23 protein-coding genes and 1 pseudogene are annotated in these 25,819 nt (G+C 41.0%); 8 read left to right on the forward strand and 16 right to left on the reverse strand.

The genetic code is table 11. The annotated features are described in order from the left end of the window. Positions 1-154 precede the first annotated feature (154 nt). The gene (locus tag GL182_RS19810) at positions 155-1,342 is read left to right on the forward strand and encodes a PQQ-dependent sugar dehydrogenase (RefSeq protein WP_163381527.1); all 1,188 of its coding nucleotides are present in this window, start codon (positions 155-157) and stop codon (positions 1,340-1,342) included. Positions 1,343-1,479: 137 nt separating this feature from the next. Here GL182_RS19810 and GL182_RS19815 read toward each other — a convergent pair whose 3' ends face one another. From GL182_RS19815 to GL182_RS19845, 7 genes are all read right to left on the reverse strand, one after another. Further along, entirely contained in the window at positions 1,480-2,265 is a 786-nt protein-coding gene (locus GL182_RS19815; RefSeq protein ID WP_163381528.1) for a PP2C family protein-serine/threonine phosphatase, read from the reverse strand. After that, positions 2,255-3,586, reverse strand: a complete 1,332-nt coding sequence (locus GL182_RS19820) for a TolC family protein (protein WP_163381529.1) — start codon at positions 3,584-3,586, stop codon at positions 2,255-2,257. The genes GL182_RS19815 and GL182_RS19820 overlap by 11 nt, the downstream gene beginning before the upstream one ends. Beyond that, positions 3,583-4,809 carry an HlyD family secretion protein gene (locus tag GL182_RS19825; protein ID WP_163381530.1) on the reverse strand — a complete coding sequence of 409 codons (1,227 nt, stop codon included), beginning with the start codon at positions 4,807-4,809 and terminating at the stop codon, positions 3,583-3,585. Before GL182_RS19825 ends, GL182_RS19820 begins: the two co-directional genes overlap by 4 nt. Next, the gene (locus tag GL182_RS19830; protein WP_163381531.1) at positions 4,766-7,192 is read right to left on the reverse strand and encodes an ABC transporter transmembrane domain-containing protein; all 2,427 of its coding nucleotides are present in this window, start codon (positions 7,190-7,192) and stop codon (positions 4,766-4,768) included. The genes GL182_RS19825 and GL182_RS19830 overlap by 44 nt, the downstream gene beginning before the upstream one ends. Beyond that, positions 7,185-8,411 (reverse strand): serine/threonine protein kinase, encoded by a 1,227-nt coding sequence (locus GL182_RS19835; protein WP_163381532.1) that lies wholly within the window; start codon positions 8,409-8,411, stop codon positions 7,185-7,187. The genes GL182_RS19830 and GL182_RS19835 overlap by 8 nt, the downstream gene beginning before the upstream one ends. A 116-nt stretch (positions 8,412-8,527) precedes the next feature. Further along, the gene (locus tag GL182_RS19840) at positions 8,528-8,686 is read right to left on the reverse strand and encodes a hypothetical protein (RefSeq protein ID WP_163381533.1); all 159 of its coding nucleotides are present in this window, start codon (positions 8,684-8,686) and stop codon (positions 8,528-8,530) included. A gap of 674 nt (positions 8,687-9,360) precedes the next feature. Further along, the gene (locus tag GL182_RS19845) at positions 9,361-10,080 is read right to left on the reverse strand and encodes an outer membrane beta-barrel protein (RefSeq protein WP_163381534.1); all 720 of its coding nucleotides are present in this window, start codon (positions 10,078-10,080) and stop codon (positions 9,361-9,363) included. A gap of 566 nt (positions 10,081-10,646) precedes the next feature. On the opposite strand from GL182_RS19845, the gene GL182_RS19850 reads away from it, so the two are divergent. Further along, positions 10,647-11,378 carry a collagen-like protein gene (locus GL182_RS19850; RefSeq protein ID WP_163381535.1) on the forward strand — a complete coding sequence of 244 codons (732 nt, stop codon included), beginning with the start codon at positions 10,647-10,649 and terminating at the stop codon, positions 11,376-11,378. Between the two features lie 101 nt (positions 11,379-11,479). On the opposite strand, the gene GL182_RS19855 is transcribed toward GL182_RS19850, so the two are convergent. After that, positions 11,480-11,656 (reverse strand): hypothetical protein, encoded by a 177-nt coding sequence (locus GL182_RS19855; protein WP_163381536.1) that lies wholly within the window; start codon positions 11,654-11,656, stop codon positions 11,480-11,482. Between the two features lie 752 nt (positions 11,657-12,408). Here GL182_RS19855 and GL182_RS19860 point away from each other — a divergent pair. Both GL182_RS19860 and GL182_RS19865 read left to right on the forward strand, forming a co-directional pair. After that, the gene (locus GL182_RS19860) at positions 12,409-12,804 is read left to right on the forward strand and encodes a hypothetical protein (protein WP_163381537.1); all 396 of its coding nucleotides are present in this window, start codon (positions 12,409-12,411) and stop codon (positions 12,802-12,804) included. 5 nt (positions 12,805-12,809) lie between these two features. Then, positions 12,810-13,334 carry a dienelactone hydrolase family protein gene (locus GL182_RS19865; RefSeq protein WP_163381538.1) on the forward strand — a complete coding sequence of 175 codons (525 nt, stop codon included), beginning with the start codon at positions 12,810-12,812 and terminating at the stop codon, positions 13,332-13,334. 137 nt (positions 13,335-13,471) lie between these two features. On the opposite strand, the gene GL182_RS19870 is transcribed toward GL182_RS19865, so the two are convergent. The 4 genes from GL182_RS19870 to GL182_RS24160 all read right to left on the reverse strand — a co-directional run bounded on the left by GL182_RS19870 (position 13,472) and on the right by GL182_RS24160 (position 15,185). Then, complete coding sequence (locus GL182_RS19870; protein ID WP_163381539.1) at positions 13,472-13,666, reverse strand: helix-turn-helix transcriptional regulator; 195 nt, start codon at positions 13,664-13,666, stop codon at positions 13,472-13,474. After that, positions 13,663-14,064 carry a hypothetical protein gene (locus GL182_RS19875; RefSeq protein WP_163381540.1) on the reverse strand — a complete coding sequence of 134 codons (402 nt, stop codon included), beginning with the start codon at positions 14,062-14,064 and terminating at the stop codon, positions 13,663-13,665. The genes GL182_RS19870 and GL182_RS19875 overlap by 4 nt, the downstream gene beginning before the upstream one ends. A 213-nt stretch (positions 14,065-14,277) precedes the next feature. Next, entirely contained in the window at positions 14,278-14,793 is a 516-nt protein-coding gene (locus GL182_RS19880) for an SRPBCC family protein (RefSeq protein WP_240469901.1), read from the reverse strand. A gap of 164 nt (positions 14,794-14,957) precedes the next feature. Next, on the reverse strand, positions 14,958-15,185 hold the full coding sequence (locus GL182_RS24160; protein ID WP_205603694.1) for a hypothetical protein: 228 nt from the start codon (positions 15,183-15,185) through the stop codon (positions 14,958-14,960). Positions 15,186-15,395: 210 nt separating this feature from the next. On the opposite strand from GL182_RS24160, the gene GL182_RS19890 reads away from it, so the two are divergent. Continuing rightward, entirely contained in the window at positions 15,396-16,283 is an 888-nt protein-coding gene (locus tag GL182_RS19890) for a hypothetical protein (protein WP_163381541.1), read from the forward strand. Positions 16,284-16,463: 180 nt separating this feature from the next. Then, positions 16,464-18,317 (forward strand): ChbG/HpnK family deacetylase, encoded by a 1,854-nt coding sequence (locus GL182_RS19895; protein WP_163381542.1) that lies wholly within the window; start codon positions 16,464-16,466, stop codon positions 18,315-18,317. A gap of 300 nt (positions 18,318-18,617) precedes the next feature. On the opposite strand, the gene GL182_RS24345 is transcribed toward GL182_RS19895, so the two are convergent. The 3 genes and pseudogenes from GL182_RS24345 to GL182_RS19905 all read right to left on the reverse strand — a co-directional run bounded on the left by GL182_RS24345 (position 18,618) and on the right by GL182_RS19905 (position 20,506). Beyond that, complete coding sequence (locus GL182_RS24345; RefSeq protein WP_240469902.1) at positions 18,618-19,376, reverse strand: energy transducer TonB; 759 nt, start codon at positions 19,374-19,376, stop codon at positions 18,618-18,620. A gap of 9 nt (positions 19,377-19,385) precedes the next feature. Next, positions 19,386-20,138 (reverse strand): annotated as a pseudogene (locus GL182_RS24525) (M56 family metallopeptidase); the annotation flags it as partial. After that, a complete protein-coding gene (locus GL182_RS19905; protein ID WP_163381544.1) occupies positions 20,135-20,506 on the reverse strand; it encodes a BlaI/MecI/CopY family transcriptional regulator in 372 nt (123 codons plus the stop codon). The gene GL182_RS19905 and the pseudogene GL182_RS24525, both read right to left, overlap by 4 nt. A 962-nt stretch (positions 20,507-21,468) precedes the next feature. Between GL182_RS19905 and GL182_RS19910 the strand changes: the two genes are divergently transcribed. After that, positions 21,469-22,455 carry a M56 family metallopeptidase gene (locus GL182_RS19910; protein ID WP_240469908.1) on the forward strand — a complete coding sequence of 329 codons (987 nt, stop codon included), beginning with the start codon at positions 21,469-21,471 and terminating at the stop codon, positions 22,453-22,455. 681 nt (positions 22,456-23,136) lie between these two features. Beyond that, the gene (locus tag GL182_RS19915; protein WP_163381546.1) at positions 23,137-23,946 is read left to right on the forward strand and encodes a sugar phosphate isomerase/epimerase family protein; all 810 of its coding nucleotides are present in this window, start codon (positions 23,137-23,139) and stop codon (positions 23,944-23,946) included. Between the two features lie 115 nt (positions 23,947-24,061). Here the strand turns inward: GL182_RS19915 and GL182_RS19920 are convergent, their stop codons facing one another. Beyond that, positions 24,062-25,714, reverse strand: a complete 1,653-nt coding sequence (locus tag GL182_RS19920) for a TonB-dependent receptor (RefSeq protein ID WP_163381547.1) — start codon at positions 25,712-25,714, stop codon at positions 24,062-24,064. Between the last annotated feature and the right edge of the window lie 105 nt (positions 25,715-25,819).

Genomic DNA, 25,819 nt, shown 5'->3' on the forward strand with positions numbered 1-25,819 from the left:
ATCAGGTTGATTTTTTTGAATTTTAATGCAGGATCATGGGTGATGTCAGTAGTTGAAATTGGTCCGGTCTATTCCTGATTTGAACAGCAAGCCTTTGGGTTCGTGGCATATTCTTTGCGACAACACAGATCGTACGTATCTAAATCTCCTACCCATGAAAGGTTTTTTCTTGTACTGGTTTCTGATAATCAGCTTGTTTTTAATCAATGGTTGTGTTCAGGAAAATCCTGATCCGGAACCTATAGAAAATGAAACCCTACAATTGGTTGAAGCTTTTCCCAACCTTCCATTCAACCGACCGCTGGAAATCCTACATGCCGGGGATGATAGCGACAGGATATTTGTGGTAGAGCAAAGGGGGGTTATTTCCGTTTTCCCTAACCAAGCAGAGGCCGAAGAGAAAGGTACCTTTTTAAACTTGGTGAACCAGGTGAATGATTCCGGAAACGAAGAAGGCTTATTGGGGCTTGCCTTTCATCCGGAATATGCCGACAATGGGTTTTTTTATGTCAATTACACCGCTTCCAATCCGGCACGAACGGTAATTTCCAGATTTAGGGTTTCGCCTTCCGATCCGGACAAGGCCGATGCGCAAAGTGAAACGGTACTGTTGGAAATCGAGCAACCGTTTACCAATCACAATGGGGGCAAGCTTGCTTTTGGTCCCGAAGGGTACCTGTATATAGCCGTGGGAGATGGAGGTTCCGGGGGAGATCCACAGGGCAATGGTCAAAACCGGGAAACCTTGCTGGGATCCCTGCTGAGGATTGACGTAGATGCACAGGCAGGAGATTTAAATTATGCCATACCGGAAGACAATCCATTTGTTGGAAACGGGGAAGGCTTTAGGGAAGAAATTTTTGCTTATGGTTTGAGAAATGTTTGGAAATTTAGTTTTGATACGGAATCCAACCTGCTATGGGCGGCAGATGTAGGACAGAACCGTTACGAAGAAATCAGCCTGATTGAGAATGGCGGGAATTACGGCTGGAATACCATGGAGGGTTTTGAATGCTTTGAGCCTGCATCCGCCTGTGAAACGGAGGGACTGGAGCTGCCGGTGTGGGCCTATGACCACAGTGAGGGAGACGGTTCTGTTACAGGTGGCTATGTGTATAGGGGTTCGGCCCTGCCGGATCTGGCAGGAAGGTATATTTATGCCGATTTTATTTCCGGGAAGATCTGGGCACTGGACGTTACGGATAGGAGTAATCCCACCAATACCGAATTAATGCTGGCTCCGTTTCCTGTCGCCGCATTTGGATTGGATCCGTCCAATGAACTGTTAATTTGTGGGTTTGATGGGAAAATTTACCGGCTGGAATATCAGGCGGCGGATTAATTTCTATTTTACAATGCTATCAATGAAAGGATAGTATCCTTGCTAAGGAATATCCTATTTGCTGATTGGGGCAGATGGAGGGATAGGTGCTCAATGGAATTGGCGTTTGGAAGTGGTAAGGGGATAAATGGATATTTTTAACCTTGATTGCTATTTGCACTTTTGATTTTTATCAGGATCATGGAAAAATTATCATGGGTTTGACCCATGCAATGGTCCAGGATTTTTTCTTTGATCCTTTCTGGCTCCTCTTTTTTTACAAGCCATTTACTTATGTGCTTATCGGTGATCCTTTCCAATAAGCCGTCAGTACAGAGCAAAAAGTAATCATCTTTTCGGATATCGCTAATCATTTTCACTTCAGGAATTCGCTCTGATTTCGCTGTTCCCAAGGTTTTGGTAATAACGTTTCTCTTAGGGTGGTTACGGGTTTCTTCTACGGTTAGAAGACCTTGCTCTACCAATCTGTTTACATAGGAATGGTCCCAGGTTTGGTAAAGGATTTCACCATCCCTGACCTGAAAAATTCTCGAGTCCCCCATCCAGGCAAGAGTTGCTCCGGCCTGATGAAAACTAACGGTGGTCAAGGTGGTTTTCATCCCTTTACTTTCGGGCTGCTTGTTTTCATAGGCCATCATTTTTTCCCTCGCAAATGCAACGGCAGTTTGCATGAACCGAGCATCGTGAATGGTATTGGGGTGATGGTTAAAGTATTCGGCCATGGAATGGCAGGCAATCTTGGAGGCGATTTCTCCGGAAGGAGCACCTCCAACCCCGTCACAACAAATAAAGGTCTGGAATTCACCGGAAAGGCACTCTTCATTGGGGAAAAGGTAATCCTCATTATTTTGCTTTTCCCCAATTTCGCTGAAGGAAACGGCTGGTAGCAAATCGATTGAGGTGTATAAAGGTTTAAATTTCATCGATTAATTCTAATAGTACGTTGCTGAAGTACAAGGTTAATTTTGATTGTAAAAAAGCAGCATTGGATTGGTTCAGGATATCTCTGGCTGTCAGGAGTTCCACCGAACTGATTTTCCCCAGCCTGTATTTTTCTTCCTGTAGGGCGTAGGACAATTTGTTTTTTTCCCAGGCTTCGCGGGTGATTTTATACAGTTCTCTGGAAGTGTCAAAGTCATTGATCAGTTGAAGGGTAACAGAGGTGATGGCGTTCTCTGTCTCCGCCAATGCTAATTTGCTGTTATGCAATTTGATTTTTTCCTGTTTCACCTGATTGGCATTTCCCATTTGAGTGAAAACCGGTATGCTGAGATTAAAGCTCAGGTATTGCCCCAGATTATTTTGTATTTGCCTGGGCAATATAAGTTCCCCATTCTGATCGTTTCCTAAATTTACGTTGTAATTGGAAAAAACACTACCTCCTATGCGTAAGGTTGGAAAAAAACTGCGATTGGCACCTTTTAATATCATTTCAGTTACTTGGTTTTGTGCCTTTGCCTGTTGTAATTCCGGATGGTGCTGACCTACATGCCGGAGGATTTCTTCCCTATAAATGGGTTTGAAGTAAATTTTTTCCACTTCAGCCGTATCCACAGGTGCCAGGGTAAAATCGGTGTCATAGCTTAGATTTAACAATTCCCTGATTTGCTGCAAAACCAATGTCGATTCATTCTTTACTTTTATGAATTCCGCTTTCTCCGTACTAACCCTGGCTTCGAAAGTGTAGGCTTCGTATTCCGAAAGTCTTCCTATTTTGATCTTTTCATAGATGATCTCCAATTCATTTTCCAGGGTACTAATATTGTTTTGAATCACTTTTATTTGCTCTTCCAGCAAGATTTGATCCGCATACAATTGAGTCAATTTAGTGAGCAATTCCAGTTCAGCTGATTTTTTGGCGTATTGGGTTTCCTGAACACCGAATTCCTGTTCTTTGATGGCAAGTAGGTTTTTGAAACCTGAGAATAGGGTCATGCGTAAACTAAGCCCCATTTCCCCTCCGCTAAATTGCTCAAATGCAAAGGAATTGGTCACAGGATCAATGTTTTTTCCAAAAGAAAAATAATGATTCATGTCATAGGTCAAAGAAGGTAACAGTTGATATTGAGCTGTCGATTTTTCAATTTCCTGAATTCGGACATCATGATGCATTTTTTGAAGGTTCAGGTTTTGATTGATGCCTATCCTGAAGCAGTCTTCCAGGGAAAGAACCGTTTGTCCCTGGACCTGCAGGATCAGAGGGCCTATCCATAAAATTGTCAGGATCGTTTTTTTTACATTCATGAGCCGTCGATTTTATTGAATATTTTCTTGATAAATACCTGGTAAATGGACATCCTGTTGAGGATGATTTCACCCCTTACTGCATATCCCGGCCTAAGGGTCAGGTCGTTATTTTCGGGGAGTTTGATATGTGCATAGTATAGTTCGTTTTCTTTCCTTTCCGCAATAAAATCCAGTGTGCCTTCCATCGTTCCAAAGTCATATTGGTTAAATGCATCCAATTTTAGCCTGGCCCTCAAGCCTTTTTCTAGAAAGGGGAGTTCTTTTTCGGGGACAGATACTTTTGCGTAATAGTTGGAGGTTTCCGGGGCGATGCTTACCAAAAGGTCTCCTTTCAGGATCAGGTTACTGGAAAGCTTGGTGTTAAATAGGAAATTGACTGTCCCTTTTTCGCTGGCAGTAATGTATTGCAAGGCGAGGTCTTTTGTGAGCTGTGTATAGGTGGCCTCCGCTTGTTTGATTTGGTTATCCAATTCTATTTCGGTTTGGTGTAGCGTGTTAAGGTTTTCTTCCAGCTCCAATTTTCCAAGTATCAGCTCGTTTTCCATTTTCTCATAGGCGTTTCTTGCCAACTGTTTTTCTCCGCCGTAGGTCATGCTTTCGTCTTCAAGTTGCACGATGCTTTCTTTCAGTGACAGGTAGCTGTCCCTGGCATCATTGAATTCATATTTGCTTAACATGTTTTTATGGTACAAGATAGAATCCCCTTCATACTTTTCTTTGGCGGATTGTAAACGGCTGTTCATCAGTTCAGACTGATAGGCTGTCATCTCCATGTGTCGTTCCAGAAGTTGGGTGTCCAATGCTAGTTTTTGTGAAGAAATCCGGGTGCTGCTGGCATAGGTATTTAACTTTGTTCTCAAGCTGGACCTCAATTCCGAGATGGTTTTGGCCCTGGCTTTCAGGTAGGCGAGTTCATTTTCTATTTGGTTTTTTTGGGCTTCCAATTCCCGGTTTATAATGATGACCAGGGTATCTCCTGCATCTACAGACTGCCCTTCTCTGGTCAGAATGGCTTGCAATTGTCCATCAAATGGTGCTTTCAGATCTTTCTGAGGGTTATCTGCAATGATTTCACCCTCGCTAATGGTAACCGACTCATTGATTTTGATGGTGAAGAACAAAACCAAAACCATGAGGGTAATGAAAATAAGACTTCTGAAAAACCAAAGGGTAAATTTATGCTCCCTGATACTGTAACTGTAGTTGTTCGATACTTCCATTTTTTACGATCAGTTTTTTGGTAAATCCAACATGTTCCAGTGGCTCATGGGAAATAATGATAAAGGAACGGTTTTCCTCTTTATTGATGTAGTTCTCAATTTTTTCTCTGGATTCCCGGTCAATACCGGATAGGGTTTCATCCAAAATGATCAATTCTGCTTTGGATAAAAAAGCCCGCATGAGCAATATTTTCTTCCGCTGACCGGTAGATAAGTTTCGACCCTGCTCATTGATAATAAAATCCAGACCCTCCGTTTTCTCTGAAATGAACTCATAAAATCCCAGTTCTTTTGCCAATTCCAGCACCTTGCTTGTATGGATGTCGTATTGAAAAGCCATATTATAGCCCAGGGTGTCATTGAAAAGGATGTCTTCATTGCTTACCAGCAGGATTTTCTTACGAATAGATCCTTGTTGGTAAAAGGAAAATTTCTCTCCATTCAGGAAAATCTCACCTGATTCCGGTGGATAAAGCAGCGATAGCACCTTACAGAAGGTACTTTTGCCGGTTCCATTGCGACCCTCCATATGAATTTTCTCCCCCTTGAAAATCTTAATATTCAGGTCACTAAAAATCGGTTTGTGAGGCAGGTAACTGAATCCTACTTGTTGAAATTCAATGGATTCTATCTGATCAATTTTGATTTTTTGGTGGATGGATTTAGGTTCCGGTTGGCCTGCCTTACTAAAATCAAAATACCTGCGAAGGATGATCTCATTTTCCTGAATGTCCAGGCTTTCGTCCAAAATGCCCCTTACTGCTGAAAAGACTTGTGAAGAAAATGCAATATAGGTGATGATCTGACCCGCTGTGATGTCCTGGTATATAATGGCACTTCTGGATAAAAATAGCATGATCATGGCGGAAGCTATGGCAATCACCATATGAATCACTCCCGAGTTTAACAGGGCGACATACCTCACCCTTTTTTGAATCGCCAGTATTTGTTTAATCTTCGGTATCAGCCTTTGTAAAAATGCCGTTTCCATCCTGAATGATTTGATGACCTGAAGCCCATCAATATTTTCAAAAAGTGCGGAAAATAAATTTGATTTTTCGAAAAAACGCCGGTTTTCGTTAGACCTGATATGGGGGGTGATTAAGTAAAACCATATGATAAAGATAACCAATACAGCCACTACTATGAGGGTGACCTTCCAGTGTATGGCAAACATCAGTGCCAAAGCGGCTATACTGACAAAAGCGTCAATCAATATTCTTGTAAAAAATTTTATAAAGAATGACTTCAACTTGAGGCTGTCTTTGATCCGTTCGGTAAGATCTCCACGGCTAAAAGTCTGGATATAGCGGATGGGTAGCATATTCAGCTTCTCTGCAAAAGAAGTCAGAAAATAATTATCGAAAATATTTCCCAAGTGAATGGCAATGTATTTTTTATAAATGCCGATCATCAGGTTAAAAATCTTGAAAAACATCAAACCAAATGCAAAAAACAGTAGCAGGTTCAGGTCCTTGTCCGGGAGCACATGGTCGATCAAAACCTGACTTTTGAACAGGGTAAACTGGGTGAAAAATGAAACTAAGATCGCAGTAGCAATATAAATACTCCATAGTCTGTGGAAAGGTTTCATTTCCTTAAATAGCCGGAGATAGGGATTTTTAGATCGTTCGTCGGTGGCTTTTGCTTCTGTTGAAATCTGCACCCCAGCCCCCTTTTTAATGGTGAGGACCACAGGTACTTTTAACCTGATTTTTGAAGATTTGATTTTCATTGCCCGGAACTGCTTGGGCAACATGCTCAGGTCCTGATGGAAAAGTAAATCTGCCAGAAAATCCTTTTCAGCACGTTCATTGGCAAACCCAAAATTCTTTTTCAGATAAGAAAAGTAAGTCAGTTTATTGATTATGGTGTCCTTGTCCATCTCCTCGACCTCTTCCACAGAGATGCCATAAGGTTCCAGTTCCTGGGAAACTATTTGTTCGATAAGGTCATGATTATTCACAAAATCATAATTGACACTGGCATAATGGGCACGGTGCATCAATTCAGAAAATGACCACAGGTAGCTTTGTCCGTCTGCAGGATCCAGAATTTTTAGCTTTTTATTTTTTAAGCCCTGGATTACCACAAAATGTAATCCTTTCCTGTTTTTAATGGATAGGATGCAGGGCGTAGCGTCTTTGATCTTTTGAGCATCAAATTTAAGGCTGTTGACATCAAGCAGGTTGAATTTTACATCAAAAGATTGATTTGAAAAGAAATCCTTGATGTCGTGAAGGCTGGAACCCGTTTCTGAGATGAAAATATTATCTTCAATGTATTCCCTTCCTACAGGAATGTGGTGCAGATTGTAAATAATCTTTGCCGCGCTGATGCCACAATCGTTGTGCTTAAGTTGTTGTTCATTCACACTACGCATAGTATTTTTTTTCTTGTCCTGTCTTTACGATTGCTGTTTGCTTAAAACTGGCCAATAAATCCCCCGCATCCTGGTACCTTTTTTCAGGATTTTTGGAAACACACCGGGAAATGATATTTTTCAATGCAGGGTTTGTTTTACCATTCCAAACGGTTTTATCCGGAACAATGAACTCGTCGTTTTTTATGCTATGAGACAAATCCTCCCATATAAATCCCTTAAAGGGTTCATTTCTAAAAAAAATAAAATACATGACCAGGCCTAATTGATAGATATCCGAATAGAAATCAGGGAATTTGGTGAATTTGTTTATGGTTGTGGTATTGATTCGTTCGGGAGGCATGTAGTACATTACGCCGCCCTTTTTTACGGTTTCGGAGGCCAGGTGATCATGGGTAAGGGCCAGACCCAGGTCGATGATTTTTACATTTTGCTTTTCACCCACCATTATATTCGAGGGATGAATGTCCCCATGTATTATTTTGGCCGAATGTAGTAGGGCAAATCCCTTTAAAATTTCAAATATCAATTCATAGGCCTCACTTTCTGTCAATAGGGGATGGTGCCTTAAAAACCTGGGCAAACTTTCTCCTTCTATCCATTCCATGACGATATAGGCATATTCATCGCTTGCCTGGTCAAAATGATAAGCCCTGCACAGGCTTTCTACCCTTTCACCTTTGCATAACAAATTGTATTCATGCTTGAATTGGGCGAGTTCTTTTTGAAATTGTTTTGGGTTTTCTGTCTTTTTGCTACTTAATAATTTAATGACATAGGTTTGAAATCCCCCGTTTTTGCGAACTTTATAGAGGTCCACAAATTTTTTATTGGATATTAAATGAAGGATGTCAAAAATCCCTAACGTATCACCTGCCTGAAAATAGGGTAGCCTGGGCTGTGGATTCTCGCCTGCCTTTTCACTCACTAAGAAGCTTCTTTTCTTAAAAATTTTAAAAATGGTTTCACAATGTGCCATTAAGTTGTTTTTCTCCGTTCCCAGTTCCCCTGCAATCTCATCAACCACCTCGTCCAACGTTTTAGCTGAACTAAATTTCTCAAGGAAATACCTGACACTGGAATTGATTAAAAAACCTTTTTTTAGATGGCCTGCAGTGATTACATGATGATTTTCTTTGAAGCGTACAGGACACAGTTCCCGATTGTAGTCCATAGGGGAAATGATATGCAAGCTTTTTGAAATTCGGTATTTTTCCATTTTGCGGCTGTTTTGATGTAGTTGGTTTCCAGGAGTATAATTTTGACACTCCGCATTGGGAAAGAAAGATGACCCGGCTAGGATCAACCTGCCAGGCCATCTTTGCTTAGCTTGGATTAAGAACTGGAAGAACTTTCAGAGCTCACAGAGCTCAATGAACTTTCAGAGCTTACGGAGCTTTCACCACTCATAGAGCTGGCACTGCTACCTGCGGCTACGATTTCATTGATGTTTTCTCCTTTCAATTCAGACATGAATTTTTCTAAAGTAATCATGATGATAAAATTTAGGTTAATTGGCTACTCTGTTATGTAGGGTTTTCACCGTACCCCTCCAGGTACCATGGTCTGGTTTTTACAAAACCTATTGGTGGGTTTTATGCTAGCTGCCAATAAGTCATTGTACTGAGTAATCGAAGCCGAGGTATTATTTGTAACTATTATTTAACAAAAAATTAATATTATCTCCTGTTAAAGGGCTAATTGGGTCCAGTATTTTGTTGTAAAAATTAATTTCATTTTGAAAAAGGATTAAAAAGTTAGCTTTTTTATGCCGTTCATTTACATTTAAAAAAAATACTGAAAAAATACCTTGATTTTGGGGCTTAACGGCTGGCTATTTTAAAATTTACAGAGGGTTAAAAATGTAAATTGGTCTTTATTGGCTAATGGTCGATTATTAAAGAAGCCTAATTTTTTCGAATTGTCAGTATTTAGCCCAAAGCCTATCAACAGGCTGGTATACGAGCTCCTGTAACCCTTGAGGTTTTTGAGACCTCGAGGGTTTTGATACGTGTCCGTTCGGCGAGGAGACCGTCGGGGTTTTGGAAACCCCAACGGTCAATGTCTGTAACCGTTGAGGTCATCGGGACCTCGACGGTTTTTTCGTGTACGCTCCGCAAAAATGTAAATTAGTCTATAATAATTAATTGTTGATTTCAAAAAGTGCCTTATTTTTTCCAATTGTCGGTATTTAGCCCAAAGCCTATAAACAGGCCGGTGTACGAACTCCTGCTGCTGCCAGCTACCCTTACCTCAGGTTCACCGGGCCTGGAAGTAGTTTGCACCATTTCATCTGTTACCCTTAGACCCTGTTGGTGCCTGATACCCACCGTAAAGTAGTTTTTGTTTCTGGTATACCTTTTTATACCTGCCTCAAGCCTGAGCCCTAAACCGTAAGGGTTTACTTGGTTTACATCCCTGTTAAAGTTGTCATGAAGTTCGTTAAAAGCGGTATTTGGGTTTCTGATCTCCTGGGGAAGTAGTGTGAAGCCAACGGATGGCTGCAAATAAAAGCCATATTTTTCTTTTTCAATAGTGTACCTGGCTCCTAAAGCAAAAGTGGGCATTTCATAGTTGGTAGGACCCAGATAGGTAAACCCACCAGTTCCAAAATCCCCGGAATTCCTCACTGCCATGGACCTGACAAATAATTCCGCCTGGGTAACGAGTTGCCAATGGTCTGATAAACGGGTAAGGGCTCCCAAACCAAGGTGATAACATAATTGGTTGTAAGGTTCGTTTTGGGGCTGGATATTAGAAGGGCTTGTTTCAAAATCCATATAGGAAAGGGAAGGCCCTCCATATACTTCTAACCTTATTTGAGCTGAAGAATGCAGGCTAACGATAAAACAACCTATGAAAAGTAATAAATGTAGTTTTTTGAACATGGTATTATAAATTAAATTCCATAAATAAATACATCACCCAATATCCATAGAAACTAAATGTTAAAGAAATTTTTTAACATATTTTATAGTTTGGAGAAATAAGTTAAAAATTTGATAGGACAGATGGGTTATGAAATCACAAGATTATTGGTCCGAATGGGGTGCCAGCATCGATACTCACCGGATTCTCGATCAAGGCTACCGGCTTGATGGGTCTTGCAAAAAGTAGGTTTCACTCTTTCTGAGAGGTTAAAATAGGGAATCCAAATTTAGTAAAGGGGGACGACCATTGCACTACTTTCGCCCAAACGTTAAAAACAGCTTAGTCAACAATATATTTTCACCATTTTATATCCTACGGGCTATAAAAATCCGGAGTCATTTGATTTTAAATTAAATCAAATGCTGATAGAATTATTTTTTTTAGGTTTAGTTTATGGTAAATATAATTTTATATGCAAGTAATTTACCGCAGTTAATTTTATTATATTAGGAATTTTATTTATAAATTATAAGTCAATTACTCTTCTTGCAAAATGTAGCATCTCAAAATAACTCCCAGACTTATGTTGAATATCATTGTTTTCTCCAAAAAATCATTGCTAAGGTTTCTACTTGTATTTCTTTTTGCTGGTTGCAGTTTGTTTGAAGGTCCCGAAGGCCCGCAGGGGGATCCAGGTCCTCAAGGGGAGCAAGGTCTTCAGGGAGAGCAGGGAGAAGAAGGTCCTCAAGGAGAGCAAGGAGAACAAGGCCCTCAGGGAGAGCAAGGAGAAAAGGGGGAACCAGGAGCTCCAGGGGAGGATGGCAATGCCAATGTATTGGTTAAAACCATTTCAGTCGCTAATTCGAACTACGAAGACGATTATTTATCGGCAAAACACAGTAACAATACCCTTTTCTTTTTTCCTGCCAAGGTAGCCAAAATTGAAGATCCGGACATTACAGAGGATATCATTGACAATGGTTTGGTATTGGCATACATTGAAGTTCCGGTTGGTTTGGCTTTCAATCCCAGCCAATGGACGAGTCTTCCATATACCTACAGGCATCTCAACCAAATTTATTCAGGCAATTATTCCAGTGCCTATAGCCCGGGTACCTTTACGCTGTATTTTTATTTTACCAGAAACATGGATGGGTCCATGCCAAATATCCGTGATTGGGAAGTTCCCACCAATCGCATCAAGTATATCATTATCAGTGGAAATGTAACTGCTCAGATGTCCAACGCAAGAATTGACCTGAGCGATTTTGAGGCAGTTGCGGAATATTTGGAAAATGGAGGCATCGACGGGTAATTCGGCGTAGTGAGTCTATTAGAGGAATTCTAGTACTGCTTATTTTCCTGGAATTAAAAATGGAACTGCTTTACCTCGCCTTATCTTTTATTTTAATGGTATTACCAATTATTTTCATAAAAAATCCCTTCACTTCTCAGGCTATTTTCCAGATTCATCAAAGCCGTTTTTATGGATTGAAAACTTACCGTCAGCATTGCGATAGGCAAAGTCACCAAACTTACCATGCCATATAATCCAAGACAGGCGAAGTAATTGGCCAAAATGGTACATGCCATCAAAATAGATGCGGTCCGTTCTTCCTATTGATGATTCCGCTGAAAATTCTCATTCAAAATGAGAAGTCAAAAACCTTAAAGAAAATGGAAAGCTACATCATTCCCTTTTGTTTCAAAAAACTGCCTTTTGCAAAAGGAACATTAATGTTCGCTTACGGGCAAAATTTGATGACTGGTGACTTATAGATATAAAGGCTTCACTTTGCTTTTTTATTTATTTTTTATATTTTAGTTGACATTTTCCATTTGTTTCACGCCTAATTGAGCTCAGTATGAACCGGACATTTTATCAAATTGCCCTATTTTTCTGTGGTCTTCTACTATTGGCAGGGCTAATTCAGGGCTATTTTTATTTTCAAATCGGTATAAAAATATACAGTCTTGAATCTTTTATTTACTGGTTTTTGCTTTTGAATGGCATTTTAATTTTTTATTCTATCATTTTGCTGAAGTACTTTTATCATAAAAGATACCGCTATTCGTTTTTTTCCTTTTCCTTGGTTACCCTGACCACTTTTGCCTATGGCTTAGTTGTATTCCAGATGTTATGGTCAAGGGAAACCTCCAGTTTTTTACCTGTGACTCTTTTAATTTTGGCAGGATCTGGGGTTATATATGGGCTAACCCTAATATTGTCTCAAGCAGCTGAGCGACCCTGGTTAAAATTGGGAGGCCTTTTAATTTTTTCGATCGACCTTTTTCTCTTTTCCACCTTAGCCTGGTCCTTGCAATACCCCGGCAGCCTGCCGAACATGGAAACCTACCATGAATGGGTAGCCCATCTCGGCCTTTTGGTTCCGGTACTCTACCTGTTGAATTTTTCGTCTGAGTTTAATAAATTCAAGTTTAAACATGAAGAAAACAAACTTCAATATGCCTTTAATGGCATTTTTGGGGTTGGCGGTGCCATTTCGTTGCTTCTGGTTTTGGTGGTAGGATTTCAAAATTTTAATGGTGTTCTATGGTTTGTACAGCAGCCTCAGAGGGCTCAGCGCTTGGCAGAATCTTTTGAGGCACGAACATATGTTAATGAGAGTGGTGATACGCTTAAATACCGTTTGATGAAACCGCAGGATCTGAATCCTCAGAAGAAGTATCCCATCGTGGTAGCCCTCATGGGGGCGCAGGGTCGGGACCGGATAATGTGATCCAGGTGGATGGATCCTGGACGGCACAGTTATTGGCCAAATCCAAAAACAGGGAGAAATATCCTTCTTTCCTTTTTGTTCCCCAATGCCCTCCTGGATCGAGTTGGGGTGTAGTTCCGAATCTTCCCGTTATGGATGACTTGGTTTTTGAGGCCATTAAAGCTTTGGAAACCGAGTTCCCTATTGACGAAACCAGGCGCTATGTGATGGGGGAGTCCCTGGGAGGCTATGGATCATGGCATTTCATCAGCACCCAACCCAAAATGTTTGCTGCCGCAATACCTATCTGTGGGGGAGGCGATCCAACGCTTGCCAATAGAATCGTGGAAGTGCCTATCTGGGCATTCCATGGTGCCAAGGACCGTATTGTTCCGGTGGAAGGTTCCAGAAAAATGATTTCAGCCATCAAGGAAGCCGGTGGAAATCCCCGGTATACCGAATTTGCTAATGAGGGGCATATCATTTCTGAGTCCTTCCAAAAAACAGAAGGTCTGCTGGACTGGGTTTTTGCCCAGCAACTTTCCAGGTGATAAAATTGGAGTCCAGGGCGGAAGTTCTATACGCTCGCCCCAATACCTATGCGGAGCCTTTCTTTATAGTCTAAGAATGAAAAAAAAGGCAAGGAAATCGCATTGCCATTTTTGAGTTTATCATTAGTAAATCTCATTTATTCATCAAAAAAAAAGATCTGATCAATTGGGAGTTTAAAGAGCTTGGAAAGCTTGAAGGCGGTGGGTAGGCTGGGATCGAATTTCTCCTTTTCGATCGCATTGATGGTTTGTCGGGAAACACCAATAATTTCAGCAAGATCCTCCTGCGTCATATTTCCGGCGGTTCGCAGTTCTCTAATTTTATTCTTCATTGATACCGTCGGCTATTTATCAATATTGAGGTCAGGTATGTAAGTCCGATGAACATGACCAGCATGCTGATTTGAGCATCATGCTTGATCAAATTAGTGGTGTCCAATAGGGAGTAGGACATTCCAAAAATGACCGCCAGACCAAGTGTGATGCCGATTGATTCGAGATGAATTTTTTTCTCCAGTTCATCGAAATGGTTGAACAGGTCCCGGTTGGCCAGAATCATTAAGATGCCATTCGCAAAGTTGACTACTATCGCAAAGGGTGTCAAAAATGAATGATTGTCCCAGATAAATTCAGGTCCGAATGTGGCAATTGCCATGGTGGCTACCCAAGTCCAGGTCCATACGGCTAATTTTTTTATTCTTTTGTTTCGTTCCAGTTTCATTGTTTTCATGATCTTTTTGTAAAGTATACTTTACAAATGTAAATAAAACTTTACATATGTCAAGTTTTATTTACATTCATTTTTTATCTCCGACCCTAAGACCTGGAAAAAGGAAAGTTCCATAAAGGTTCTTTTTTGATTACCTATCAAAATTTTTGGAACGATAGGATGTTGATTTCATTATATAGTTTTAAAAATGGATACTACCTTCATCACTGATTTTTAACTGGATTCCACCAACTTTTTCAGCTTTTTTAAAGCTTTGGGATAGGTGCTGTCAAAGTATTCCGAATGTTCATCTGTAACATCTACTTCTACAATCACCCTTGTTTTTTCTCCCATTTTTTCAAACCTGTAATTCTCGTGCCCTCCTGCCCACAGGTCCACCTGTGGACCTTCTGTAATTTCAGTGTCCCCATCCAGGATCCCGTAATGCTGGATGGAAACAAATTTATTCGGAATGTTTTCGGCAATTCTGGCCACCATACCACCCCGGTTTCCTTTGTCATCTGTCCCAATAAAGTGGATTTTCTGCCCTTTTTCCCAGCTACCTTCATAAGTGGAAGTGGGGTTAAAAAGTGCGGTCCATTGTTCATAAGTGCTTTTATCGCTCAGCCCCAGCATGATATCAAATACTTTTTCTAAGGGAGCATTGATTTCGATTGTAAACTGCTTTTTTTCCATGGTGTGGTTTTCTGTATTGTTTTTAACTTCTTCCCCACAAGCTAACCTTTTCAAATTTAGCCATTTGTTTATTAAAGTGGAGGGTGTAAAAGCGTCAATATGAAGGGTAATTATCGACATCTTGGGGCAATCCGCGGTATTGATCCGCAAAAGGGATGCGTTACGTTTGGCTTAATTTTAAAGAAGAGGAAAGGCAGCACCATTAGTTCTCCGAACCATTATAGATTTTGCCCGAAGGTCAGCAAATTGTTATCTGGATCGAGCAGGGAAAATTCCTTTTGCCCCCAGCCCTTGGCTGCCAAATGCCCATTTGTATGAATGGGTATGTTTTTGTCAAGCATTGCCTGATTATTGTAATCATAGACCTTTGCAGCAGGAATATCAAAACCAGGCAGTAAACCTTTGATGTATCTTTCTGACCTCAAAGTTTTTTTTATCAGCCTCATTTTAAGATTTAAATAAAACCTTTTTAATATTTATTTTTACAGCGATTTCTTATAGGGTTACTAGTATGCATTGATGGAGAAGACCTTTGATGTTTGAGAAACCTCAAAGGTCATCGACACTTTTAATCAGGGTTCTTTAAGCAACTTTGAAAAAAATTACGTCTTAGTTTCAAAAGAAAAAGTTATTTTAGCCTAGAATCCTAAAAAAAAATGAAAAACTGGTACCGGACAATCTTTCTACTTTTGGCCCTTGTGTCTGCTTGTTCTATAGACGGGAACGAGGGTACACCTGAGGATTTGAAATTGATAAACCAGGGCAATGTGGTACTTGATCTTTCCGACATTGATTATTATGATTTTTCTACCCATGTCGTTTACCTCAAGGAAAACAACAGGCTTAAAGGAGATTTTGATCAACTACATGGTGCCAACCTTGTGGTAAATGGATCTGAGATTTATCCGCTCAAAATTCATGATCTTTATTCGTCAGCGATGCCTGTTGGGCCACATATCCAAAGCTTAATAGATAATTTTGGTGACTTTGCATTCAGAATTAGCTTTAGCGACTTTCCAGATGGGTTCGGCAGTAGTATTCAAGACCCCAGGGCGGATGCAAGAATAAAATCTGCATTAAAGAAACACCATAAATACCGGGCTGGACTTTCCTTAGAAGCCGAATCCATTTTGCGACAGGGAAATCAGATAAAACTTAAAATCAAAATAAGAAACCTGGACAGCCAAAACTATTATTTTTTAGATCCAAATAAAATGGGAGATGCCCTGTTTCATTATTTTACCAATGGGCTTGTGTTTTTTGATCCACAGGAAATGGAATATCAGCAAAACAAAGTAAAACATGAACAACCCGAATCCATCCAATTTTGGTCTTTGGATTGGATGTCTGTCATCAAAGGAAAAGAAAGCAAAACATTCGAATTTACCTACCCTTTTGAAAATGTACCAACAGGAAGAGACTTGAAGTTTTCTTTTTTCTTTCCGAGTCCTGAACGCAGTATACAACTAGGGTCAGATTTGGACCAGCAAAATGGAAGGATTTGGTTAGGTAATGTTGGACTGGAGTGGACCAAAAAGTTTTGAATTATAAATTTATTCAATTTCTGAGATTTTTTTCGGAAGAATATTCCTGTCACTATTTATTAGTTAACCTTCTTTTATAAAATAAAACAGGTTCTTGATCCAATTTCACCTGACATTTGAAGAATATAATGAGTCGTTAACAAAAATTTGTTATTTTCCTGTTCCCAAAAAAAACGATCCATGAGCCAATTCAAAATAACCTTTCCCATTCTATTTTTTACCCTTTTGTCTTTTCTTTCCCCTGCCCAGGAACTTTCAGGACCAAGGCTCATTGTCAGGGGTGACGATATGGGCTCCTCCCGTTCCTCCAATTTGGCCAGCATAGAAACCTTCGTTAATGGGATCGAAACATCCATAGAAGTGATGTCAGTGGCTCCCTGGTTTCCTGAGGCAGCGCAATTGTTAAGAGAAAATACGGGCATCGAGGTCGGCCTGCACCTGGCCATTACCAGTGAATGGGATGGTGTCAAGTGGAGGCCCCTAAGTAATTGTCCCAGTTTGACGGATGACGACGGGTATTTACTTCCTTTGATAAGACCTAACCCAAATTATCCCGGACTGGCTATTTTGGATAATCCCTGGAAGTTGGGGGAGGTGGAGCAGGAATTCCGTGCCCAGATAGAGTTGGCCCTGAAGCATGTTCCTCAGATCAACCACCTTTCCGGCCATATGGGATCTACCGGATTTCACCCTGATGTGGCCAAAATGGTAACCCGCCTTGCAGCGGAATATGACCTTCTCCTGATCAGCCCTGACTTAATGCAGGAATTGAATATTTCCCGAGCTACCTATGAGGGGCCAAAGGGAACAACTCAGGAAAAGGAGGATTCTTTTATCCGCATGTTGGAAAATCTGGAGGCCGGAAAGACCTACCAGTTTGTAGACCATCCAGCCTACGATAATTTGGAAATGCAGGGGGTAAGCCATGTCGGCTATGAAAACGTGGCATCAGACAGACAGGGGGTCACCGATACCTGGACCAGTGAAAAGGTAAAGAAAGCTGTTGCCGAAAATGGGATTGAACTGGTCAATTTTAACACCATAGCCAAAGCTTTGCCCAGAAGTGATCCGGAAAAAGAAAAGATAAATCCCATAGCGATAACCGACTACCTTGAAGCGGTCCAGGAAAATGAACAGGACCTTCACAGCCTAATGATCCTTAGAAATGGGAAAGTGGTATTCGAGCATTGGTTGGGAGACAACGCAGCCAATAAGTCCCATGTCATGTTTTCCGTCAGCAAGACATTTACGGCTACCGCCATCGGTTTTGCCATTCAGGAAGGGCTGTTGGATGTGTCCGATCAGGTTATTTCCTTTTTTCCGGACAAACTACCCAGTGAAATCAGTACCCATCTGCAGGCACTGGAAATACGGCATTTGCTGACCATGACCGTAGGCCACGATGTGGATCCGACTGGGGCAATACGCAACAGCACTGATTCGGATTGGATAAGGGCTTTTTTGGCTTTTCCCATGGAGCACAAGCCTGGGGACCAATTTGTTTATAACAGCCTGGCAACCTACATGTTGTCTGCCATCCTTACCAAAGTAACCGGAGAGCAGCTGTTGGATTACCTGCAACCGAGGCTTTTCAGGCCTTTGGGAATAACAGGAGCCATTTGGGACGAAAGCCCTCAGGGGATTGCTATCGGAGGCTGGGGGCTTAAGGTAAAGACGGAAGATATGGTCAAATTGGGCCTCTTTTACCTTCAAAAAGGCCAATGGAAGGGCCAGCAGCTCCTGGCAGAATCCTGGTTTGATGAAGCAACTGTGGCGCAAGTGCCATCGTTACCCGCTGGTGCCGATAGAGATGAATTGAAAATCAATGCCGAAGATTCCGATTGGTTGCAGGGTTATGGCTACCAGCTATGGCAAAGTCGGCACAATTCCTACCGGGCAGATGGTCGTGATGGGCAGTTTATCCTGATCCTTCCTGAAAAAAATGCGGTAATTGTAACTACTGCCAATATTCCCAATATGCAGGCAGAACTTAATCTGATTTGGGAGTATTTATTGCCGGCTTTTGGGGAATAGCTTTTTTTCAAGAGACCCCTAAAAATCTATTGGGAAATCATTTATTGGCCAGTAAGTAGGAGCAAGTTGTAGTTTCGGCTATGAAACATGGAGATTAAAATACATAAGGGGAATCTTATTCTTAATTTAATAATCCCTATGTCTGCTAAGTCCCTAAGTGGTTTAAATATAACCGGAATTGGATTTCGCTTTTAAAGAAGCATAGTGCAAGTAGCAGCTATGGTTTTTTAAAATGGTGGATTAGGAATATGTCCATATGTGCACTTGTCTAAATGGTAGGATTTTTTTAACAACCAAATTTCAATTTCCTTGTAACTTCACAGACTGATATCCCACAAAGCTGGCCAAAAGGTTCTGGGATGGATTGGCAGATATCGTAAAATCCCCGTTTATATCCGTTACTGTACCTTTGGTAGAATCCACAATCAGGACGGTTGCCCCTGGAAGCGTATTTCCCTCTGGGTTTCGCACTTTACCCGTCCAAAGACCATCCGCATAGTTGGCATCAACTTCCAACCTACCGTTTCTTTGCTCTACTCCCTCAACGATTACTTTACCTATAGGGTGACCGTCATGACCTACCTTTTCCTTATCAAGGATAAAGTGTATGGGCAATACCATTTGTACCCTGACCGGGCGGCCCCCTTGTATACCCGGTTTGAAATCCGGAGAATTCCTTACCACCCTTTCAGCTTCCTCCTCACAGCCACCTGCAATCTCGTTCATGGCCGATACGTTGGAAACGGAACCGTCTTTTTCCACCACAAACTGTACGACAACCTGTCCTTCAATGCCATTTCTCCGTGCCCGAAAAGGATACCCGATGTTCTCTATGACATACCTGTAAAAGTCTGTCATCCCACCATTAAATTCAGGCTGTGACTCAACCACAAAATAGGTGTCATCCGTGGCCTGATCTTGTTTTTGGCTTGTAGAAGGCACAGGTATATGCTGGGCATTAATTTCCAATGAAATACCTGCGATAAACAATGAGGTTAATAGGCTGAAACTGAAAATTCTCAATTGCATACGCTTTTTGGTTAAGGGTTTGTTCATCATGATTAATCGGTTTTTTAATGCGGAGGAAGATATTGAACTGGTCAGAATTTCCAAGTTGTTATTGACGGCAACTTCAAGCAAGAGCTGTTTGTACTTTGTTGGATGAGCAATTTTTTGGACTTCTTGATCAGCAAGGTATTCGTGGTTAAGAACCATGGCTTTTTTTACGAAATACACCACGGGGTTGAACCAGCATAAAGCCGTCAGTAATTCCATCCAAATAAGGTCAACATGGTGCCGATTTGCCATGTGGTATCGTTCATGTGCTAGAATCATTTCAGTCTCTAAACTGCATTTTTTATAAAGATTTGGGGGCATGAAAATGTAGTTGCCAAAACTAAAAGGGGATGAGACTTTTTCTGATAAAATCAGCAATGCTCCGTGAATGTGCTGCACTGAGGCATTTTTTGTCCAGCTAATTAACCGGTTCAGCGCTTTTATTTTTTTTAGAAGCAGAAAGAAGAACACCGGGATGTAAACAACAAGAAACCATTGTATCGGTGAGAAAGGGGCTTTATGACTTGTATAGGATTGGTTAACCGTGGTAGATTGAGGAAGGTCAATAGGAAGATAATCAATCTGTACAGGGTTTTGCTGCGGCAAAAATATCGGAATATTAAGGAAAGGAATGATCATGGCGGCGGGAATAAGTGCCAACAGTATCCAGCGGTTTAGCTGAAATGATTTTTCCTTTGCCAAAAAGATTTGGAAAAGCAGCATTAGAAATGCCGAACAGGCGATAAATTTGACCAGGACCATCATATTTTTCTGCGTTCGATTTCGGTCTCTACCAGTTTTTTCAATTCTTTTAACTCCGCTGTTGTCAGGTCTGCTTTTTTGGTAAAGAAGGAGGCAAATTGAAGGGGGTTGTCAGAGAAGAAATCTTTGATTATGGTTTTTACCTGACTGGAAAAATAATCGGGCTTCTCTACCAGGGCGTGGTACTGCCTGGAATTTCCATAAAGCTTGAATCCCACATATCCTTTTTCCTGCATGCGTTTGAGCAAGGTGGCGATGGTACTGGGAGCAGGTTTTGGTTTCGGATGGATTTCCAGCAATTCTTTCATAAATATGGGCTGGTTGGACCAGATCAGTTCCATTAGCTTTTCTTCGGTTTTGGATAATTTCATTCTACACTAAGAAGTTTGTTTCTACAAACATAGAAAAAAATATAAACAAAAAAAATTAATCCATTTAATTTTGGTAAAATAAGGCTATTCAATGATGCTTTTCCAAAATTTTGCATAGAGAAAGGAATTCATGGCATTCAAAAATAAGGATATTTATCTAAAAACACCTGCCAGATATAGGAAGCATTAACTCCCTTTTTTACTGCCTCAGTGTAATCAAATATTGCGTTAACTTATTGTATTGAACTGATAATTTTTAAATTCCTTGTGATATAGTTTGTTAGTTTAAAAATTAATTCTACATTTGTAGAGTAAAATATTAACATATAGAGCCATTCCATTTTCAAAAACCGAAGAACAATTCATGGGACTTATTTGTAACCAGCAAAAGTTTCTCACAAAAGACTTTATTGAGAAATATCCTGATCCAAAACCTGCAACGGCAACTATTGCCCCTCGTTTTTCAATGCCGGCATAAATTTCACGTCTTCAGAATTGGAAGACTTGAAAACGATTGTAGAAAAAGAAATTAAACGGAAGCTAAAATGATAATTTACCTCATAAAGATAATTCTATGTTCTGCCTTATTGATATCGGTTTACAAGGCATTGTTGGAAAAAGAAAAAATGCATCAATTCAATAGGGCCTACTTATTGGGCAGCTTGGCATTTTCCATACTTGTGCCCTTTTTTACCTTTAACCAGGGCACACAACCTCTTCCTTTTGCAGGAGGTATGGTCACGGAGACAGCATTTTCTCTTGATCATGGGGTTTCTGAACAAACCAATGAGGAGACAAGTATAAATTATCAGTCAATTATTTATTTGACAATTTATATATCCGTTGCGGTGCTGTTATTTTACCGATTTACTGTAAATCTGAAAATGATTTTGCAAAGGGCATGGACAAATCCCATAATTAAATATAAAAATTCCAAAATTGTTCTCATGCCTCAAAATGTAATGCCACATAGTTTCCTGAATTATATTTTTCTTAACGCTGAAGAATATATTAATGGAAATATCCAAAGGGAAATATTGATCCATGAATTAGCACATGTCAGACAAAAGCATTCCTGGGACATTATATTTTTTGAAATCATTCAGGTTTTATTCTGGTTCAATCCATTCCTTTTTATTTACAGGAAAGCTTTATTGCTAAACCACGAATTTTTGGCCGATGATGCCGTAGTCGGTACAAATAATGATGTCGGCTCATACCAAAGGCTACTGCTTGAAAAAATAGGTCAGCAAAGCAGTTCATTTATCACCAGTCAGTTCAAATATTCCATCACTAAACAAAGAATACTCATGATGACGAAGACAAAATCTTTCAGAAATGCCCTGTGCAGGCAAATAGCGGTTGTTCCAATTTTGGGAATTTCATTGCTTTTATTTAGCACAAAAATCAATGCTCAAGAAACAAAAAAGGTTGAAGAATCAAATCAAATGGAGGTTCAATCCACCAAGGAGGGCATAACCGAGGAGCAGCTCTCCGAGTTTGGTGACATAGTTAGCAGCATCATGAATGATAAAGGCAGGCCGGCTTTCTACAAATTGACAGAGGAGAAAAGAAATAAATTGGAGCGCTTATACCTGTTAATGAGTAAAGAGCAGCAAGAAAAGCAATTGGTAGTATTTAGGCTAGCGCCTGAACCATTACCAAAATCCACTCCTAGCCAGGACCAGATTGAATCCTGGAAAGATTCTGACATGTATGGTGTATGGATAGATGGGAAAAGGATAAACAATACCGAATTGAATGAATATTCTCCGGCCGATTTTGATCAAGTGTTTGTAAGTAAGCTAGAAAAGAATGCGGTTAATTATGGAAAACATTATTATCAGGTGAACCTAATGACAAAAGAATATTATGAAAACTATAACAAAAAAATGAAAGAAAGCGGTAATAAGTATTTTATGGGTTACCGTATGCCACAAAATCAATAATTTCAGGTAAGCCTGGCCCTGGATTTTTTCGGGGTCAGGGTTATTAAAACCATTTAAAAAAGCGAATGGACTAGCGAGCATAATCCAATTTTTTGAATTTGGCTGTTTACCAATAACGCTTACTTAGTACCATGGTAACTTTGGAGAATCTTGTAAATATTGAATTTTGGGGAATTTCCCAAATTTTAGTGAAATAGGGTCTGGATAATGGCATTGATATAAGAAAGCTGATCCTAAAATTGTAATCCTATGATATTCCATAAATTCATGCCAACACTTCCTCAAAAAGAGATAGCCCATTAAAAAAATAGGAATAAAATATACCGTGGCTTTAGCCAAAATTATTGAAATAAAAGGGCAATGGTCCAGACAATTCCTTATTGCCGACTTCAAGTGTTAGGCATTTGATTTAAATTTCATGCCTGCCTCAATAGGAATGCGGCTTTGGCCCATTCCGATAAATAGGATTCCAAAACCCGGGCTTTAGCCAAAAATAGCAAAATGTAAGGCTTTGTTTTGGCTACATCCAACATAGGATGCGAGATCAGATAATTATCCTTATCTTTTAATTTGCCGCATGAAACCCATACCCTTCAAATAAACCAGGTCAAAGTTTGTTTTTACGCAGCAATTTAAGAGATTAAATGCTGATACAATAATGCTTAATTAAACGGACCTGAAATGCCAATCAAATTTTATGCACCCCTATGGGGCAATACCCTTCCCTTTGCCACTTTTTGTGAAAATGTCAAAGAGGCGGGGTATGATGGGGTAGAAATGGAACTGCCCCTGGAAAAGGCTGAAAAAGACAAGGTGCTCGATGTGTTGAAAGATCACCAACTGGAACTGATAGGTCAATATTATCAGTCTTTTGAAGCTGACCCGAAGGAAAATCTCCAAAACTATGAGCATTACCTCAGGCATTTGATGGCTGCTGAGCCTGTGCTGATCAATTGCCAGACGGGAAAGGATTTTTTTGATTTTGAAGCCAATGCACGTCATTTTGAGCTTGCCGCAGAATTGTCAGCCCATTCCGGCATTCCCATCACCCATGAAACACATCGGGGCAAATGTCTGTATGCTGCCCCTGTTGCAAAAATGTATTTCCAAAGGCTGCCAGACCTTCGGATATGCCTGGACATTTCCCATTGGTGCAATGTGCACGAATCATTCCTGGAGGACCAAAGGGAGGCAGTTGAGCTGGCCATTTCCCGCACAGACCATATTCACAGCAGGGTAGGGCATCCTGAAGGCCCTCAGGTTAGTGATCCACGAGCCCCGGAGTGGTCTGAGGCCTTGCAGACACACCTGGAATGGTGGGATCGGGTAGTACACCGGCACTTAAAGGAGGAAAGCATCCTGAGGGTTACTACGGAATTCGGCCCCTTTCCTTACATGCCCAGCCTTGCCTACACCCAAATGCCTGTTGCCAGCCAATGGGATATCAATGTGTATATGCTGAACCTGCTCAAACAGCGCTATACGAATTGATGCTGTTAGAATTCAAGCTTGTAATAGAATATCGGTAAAAAACCCAATTGATAATTTGGGATAATCGATTTTTCCGGATCAGGGTTTTCCAATTCATCCGGTGCCCAGGCCAGATTCAGGATATTTTTTGTGTTTCATCCAGTTTCCAGTTCATTCCCAGGCGAGGTTCAAGGGGAGACCAGCTATCTGTTAGTGAAAAATACTGCTGGTGCAATCCCACTACCAAAGAGAGGGTTTCGGTGGGCTTATGCTTCCATTGCAGGTAAGGTTGGGCCAACACAGCCATTGTACCATCCACATTCCATCGGTTTACCCAGGGTGTACTTTGGTACGGTAAGGGAGCGCTGGGATCGTTTTGGGGTAAAATACTCACCTGCCGGGCGGAGTCCGTCAGGTTGAACCCGAAAATATCGTTTTGAAACCCATAATTGAGGGTGTTTTTATTATCGATTTTTTTAAAAAAGCTCAAAACCTGGGAATACTTGTTGGTGGTAAAGTTATAGCCAAGGATGGCAGGCAAATCCTGGACATTGATGAAGCCATTGGGCTGTACCCTGCCCACGATATAGTAGTGGTCTGCTTCGAGCCGCTCCTGAGAAGCGGCCAGGGTGGCTTTCATATAGGTTTGGTTTTGAAGTACTTTTTCATAGGAAAGGCCCAGTACAGCCATTCTGGATCCAAAATACTGGTCCCTGTCCTTTTCACCGTAGAGGTTCCTGTCTTCGATACTTTCCTCTGAAACCTTGATATCGATGTTGCTTTTACCTCCCACGGCAAAAACAGAAAGGTTGCCATTATTTTTTAGGGGAAAATTGAATTTGAAGGCAAAATCCTGGTACCTGGGAACGGCAGAAGTGCCTACATCAATACCCAATGCTGAAAAAAGCTGCAAGCTGGAATAGCGGTATCCTACCAGGTACGAGGAGCGGGAGGATTTATTGATGGGACCTTCAAGGAAAAGTTCAGCGCCCATAAATCCCAGTTGAAAGCTTTTTTCATGCTTTTCATTATTGCCTTTTCTAAATTTCAGGTCAAAAACGCCGGAAACGGTATTGCCAAACTCTGCAGGAAATGCCCCGGTGTAAAAATCTGAATTGGCCAAAATCTTGTTGTTGATGATATTCACCGGTCCACCGGAGGTACCAGAGGCACCGACGTGATTGGGATTGGGAATATTGATACCTTCCAGTTGCCACAATACCGAACCTGGAGCATTTCCCCTTATTACAATATCATTTCTGGAATCGTCCGCTCCCTGCACCCCGGCAAAATTGGAAGCCATTCGGGCCGGGTCGCCCCGACTTCCTGCATATCGGTCTGTTTCTTCCACCGTAAAAGCGCTGCCACTAACAATGGCCATTTCATTTTGAGCTTCGCCAGAACGGGTAGCACGAACTTCTACATCTGCAAGGGAAATGGCCAGTTCTTCCATGGCTATCTCAAGGATCAATTCTTTTGAGGAGGTAAGTATCAGGTTACTAAGCAGCACCTCCTTGTATCCCATAAAGCTGAATTTCAAATGATGCCTTCCCAAAGGTACATTTTCCAGTCTGAATTCCCCATTTTGACCTGTGGTAGTGCCCACCAATTCCTCCAGGCCTTCGTCAGCCAATAGTACGGTGACTCCTGTAAGTGGGTATTTGCCATCGGTATCGATGACCTGGCCACGAATGGTTTGGGAGATATTTTCCTGGGCCTGAAGGGAAAAAACCATCATAGAAGCCAGGCAAATCAGGTAGGGTTTAATCATGTCCGTATGTATTAGCATGGCGTGGGTAAGTTTGTAGACAGGGAGCTATCCTGGCTATGGCCTGTTTTTGCCTAATTTTTCGGTTTTTGTTAGCATCAATCTATAAATAAATATTGGTTATTG

This window comes from Cyclobacterium sp. SYSU L10401 (assembly GCF_010993705.1).
GTDB lineage: Bacteria > Bacteroidota > Bacteroidia > Cytophagales > Cyclobacteriaceae > Cyclobacterium.

Bases quoted from the DNA above. Each gene is read 5' to 3' on its own strand.
- GL182_RS19810 (WP_163381527.1), top strand. From the start codon at position 155: ATGAAAGGTTTTTTCTTGTACTGGTTTCTGATAATCAGCTTGTTTTTA.
- GL182_RS19815 (WP_163381528.1), bottom strand. From the start codon at position 2,265: ATGAAATTTAAACCTTTATACACCTCAATCGATTTGCTACCAGCCGTT.
- GL182_RS19820 (WP_163381529.1), bottom strand. From the start codon at position 3,586: ATGAATGTAAAAAAAACGATCCTGACAATTTTATGGATAGGCCCTCTG.
- GL182_RS19825 (WP_163381530.1), bottom strand. From the start codon at position 4,809: ATGGAAGTATCGAACAACTACAGTTACAGTATCAGGGAGCATAAATTT.
- GL182_RS19830 (WP_163381531.1), bottom strand. From the start codon at position 7,192: ATGCGTAGTGTGAATGAACAACAACTTAAGCACAACGATTGTGGCATC.
- GL182_RS19835 (WP_163381532.1), bottom strand. From the start codon at position 8,411: ATGGAAAAATACCGAATTTCAAAAAGCTTGCATATCATTTCCCCTATG.
- GL182_RS19840 (WP_163381533.1), bottom strand. From the start codon at position 8,686: ATGATTACTTTAGAAAAATTCATGTCTGAATTGAAAGGAGAAAACATC.
- GL182_RS19845 (WP_163381534.1), bottom strand. From the start codon at position 10,080: ATGTTCAAAAAACTACATTTATTACTTTTCATAGGTTGTTTTATCGTT.
- GL182_RS19850 (WP_163381535.1), top strand. From the start codon at position 10,647: ATGTTGAATATCATTGTTTTCTCCAAAAAATCATTGCTAAGGTTTCTA.
- GL182_RS19855 (WP_163381536.1), bottom strand. From the start codon at position 11,656: ATGGCATGTACCATTTTGGCCAATTACTTCGCCTGTCTTGGATTATAT.
- GL182_RS19860 (WP_163381537.1), top strand. From the start codon at position 12,409: ATGGAAACCTACCATGAATGGGTAGCCCATCTCGGCCTTTTGGTTCCG.
- GL182_RS19870 (WP_163381539.1), bottom strand. From the start codon at position 13,666: ATGAAGAATAAAATTAGAGAACTGCGAACCGCCGGAAATATGACGCAG.
- GL182_RS19875 (WP_163381540.1), bottom strand. From the start codon at position 14,064: ATGAAAACAATGAAACTGGAACGAAACAAAAGAATAAAAAAATTAGCC.
- GL182_RS24160 (WP_205603694.1), bottom strand. From the start codon at position 15,185: ATGAGGCTGATAAAAAAAACTTTGAGGTCAGAAAGATACATCAAAGGT.
- GL182_RS19890 (WP_163381541.1), top strand. From the start codon at position 15,396: ATGAAAAACTGGTACCGGACAATCTTTCTACTTTTGGCCCTTGTGTCT.
- GL182_RS19895 (WP_163381542.1), top strand. From the start codon at position 16,464: ATGAGCCAATTCAAAATAACCTTTCCCATTCTATTTTTTACCCTTTTG.
- GL182_RS24345 (WP_240469902.1), bottom strand. From the start codon at position 19,376: ATGATGAACAAACCCTTAACCAAAAAGCGTATGCAATTGAGAATTTTC.
- GL182_RS19905 (WP_163381544.1), bottom strand. From the start codon at position 20,506: ATGAAATTATCCAAAACCGAAGAAAAGCTAATGGAACTGATCTGGTCC.
- GL182_RS19910 (WP_240469908.1), top strand. From the start codon at position 21,469: ATGCCACATAGTTTCCTGAATTATATTTTTCTTAACGCTGAAGAATAT.
- GL182_RS19915 (WP_163381546.1), top strand. From the start codon at position 23,137: ATGCCAATCAAATTTTATGCACCCCTATGGGGCAATACCCTTCCCTTT.
- GL182_RS19920 (WP_163381547.1), bottom strand. From the start codon at position 25,714: ATGCTAATACATACGGACATGATTAAACCCTACCTGATTTGCCTGGCT.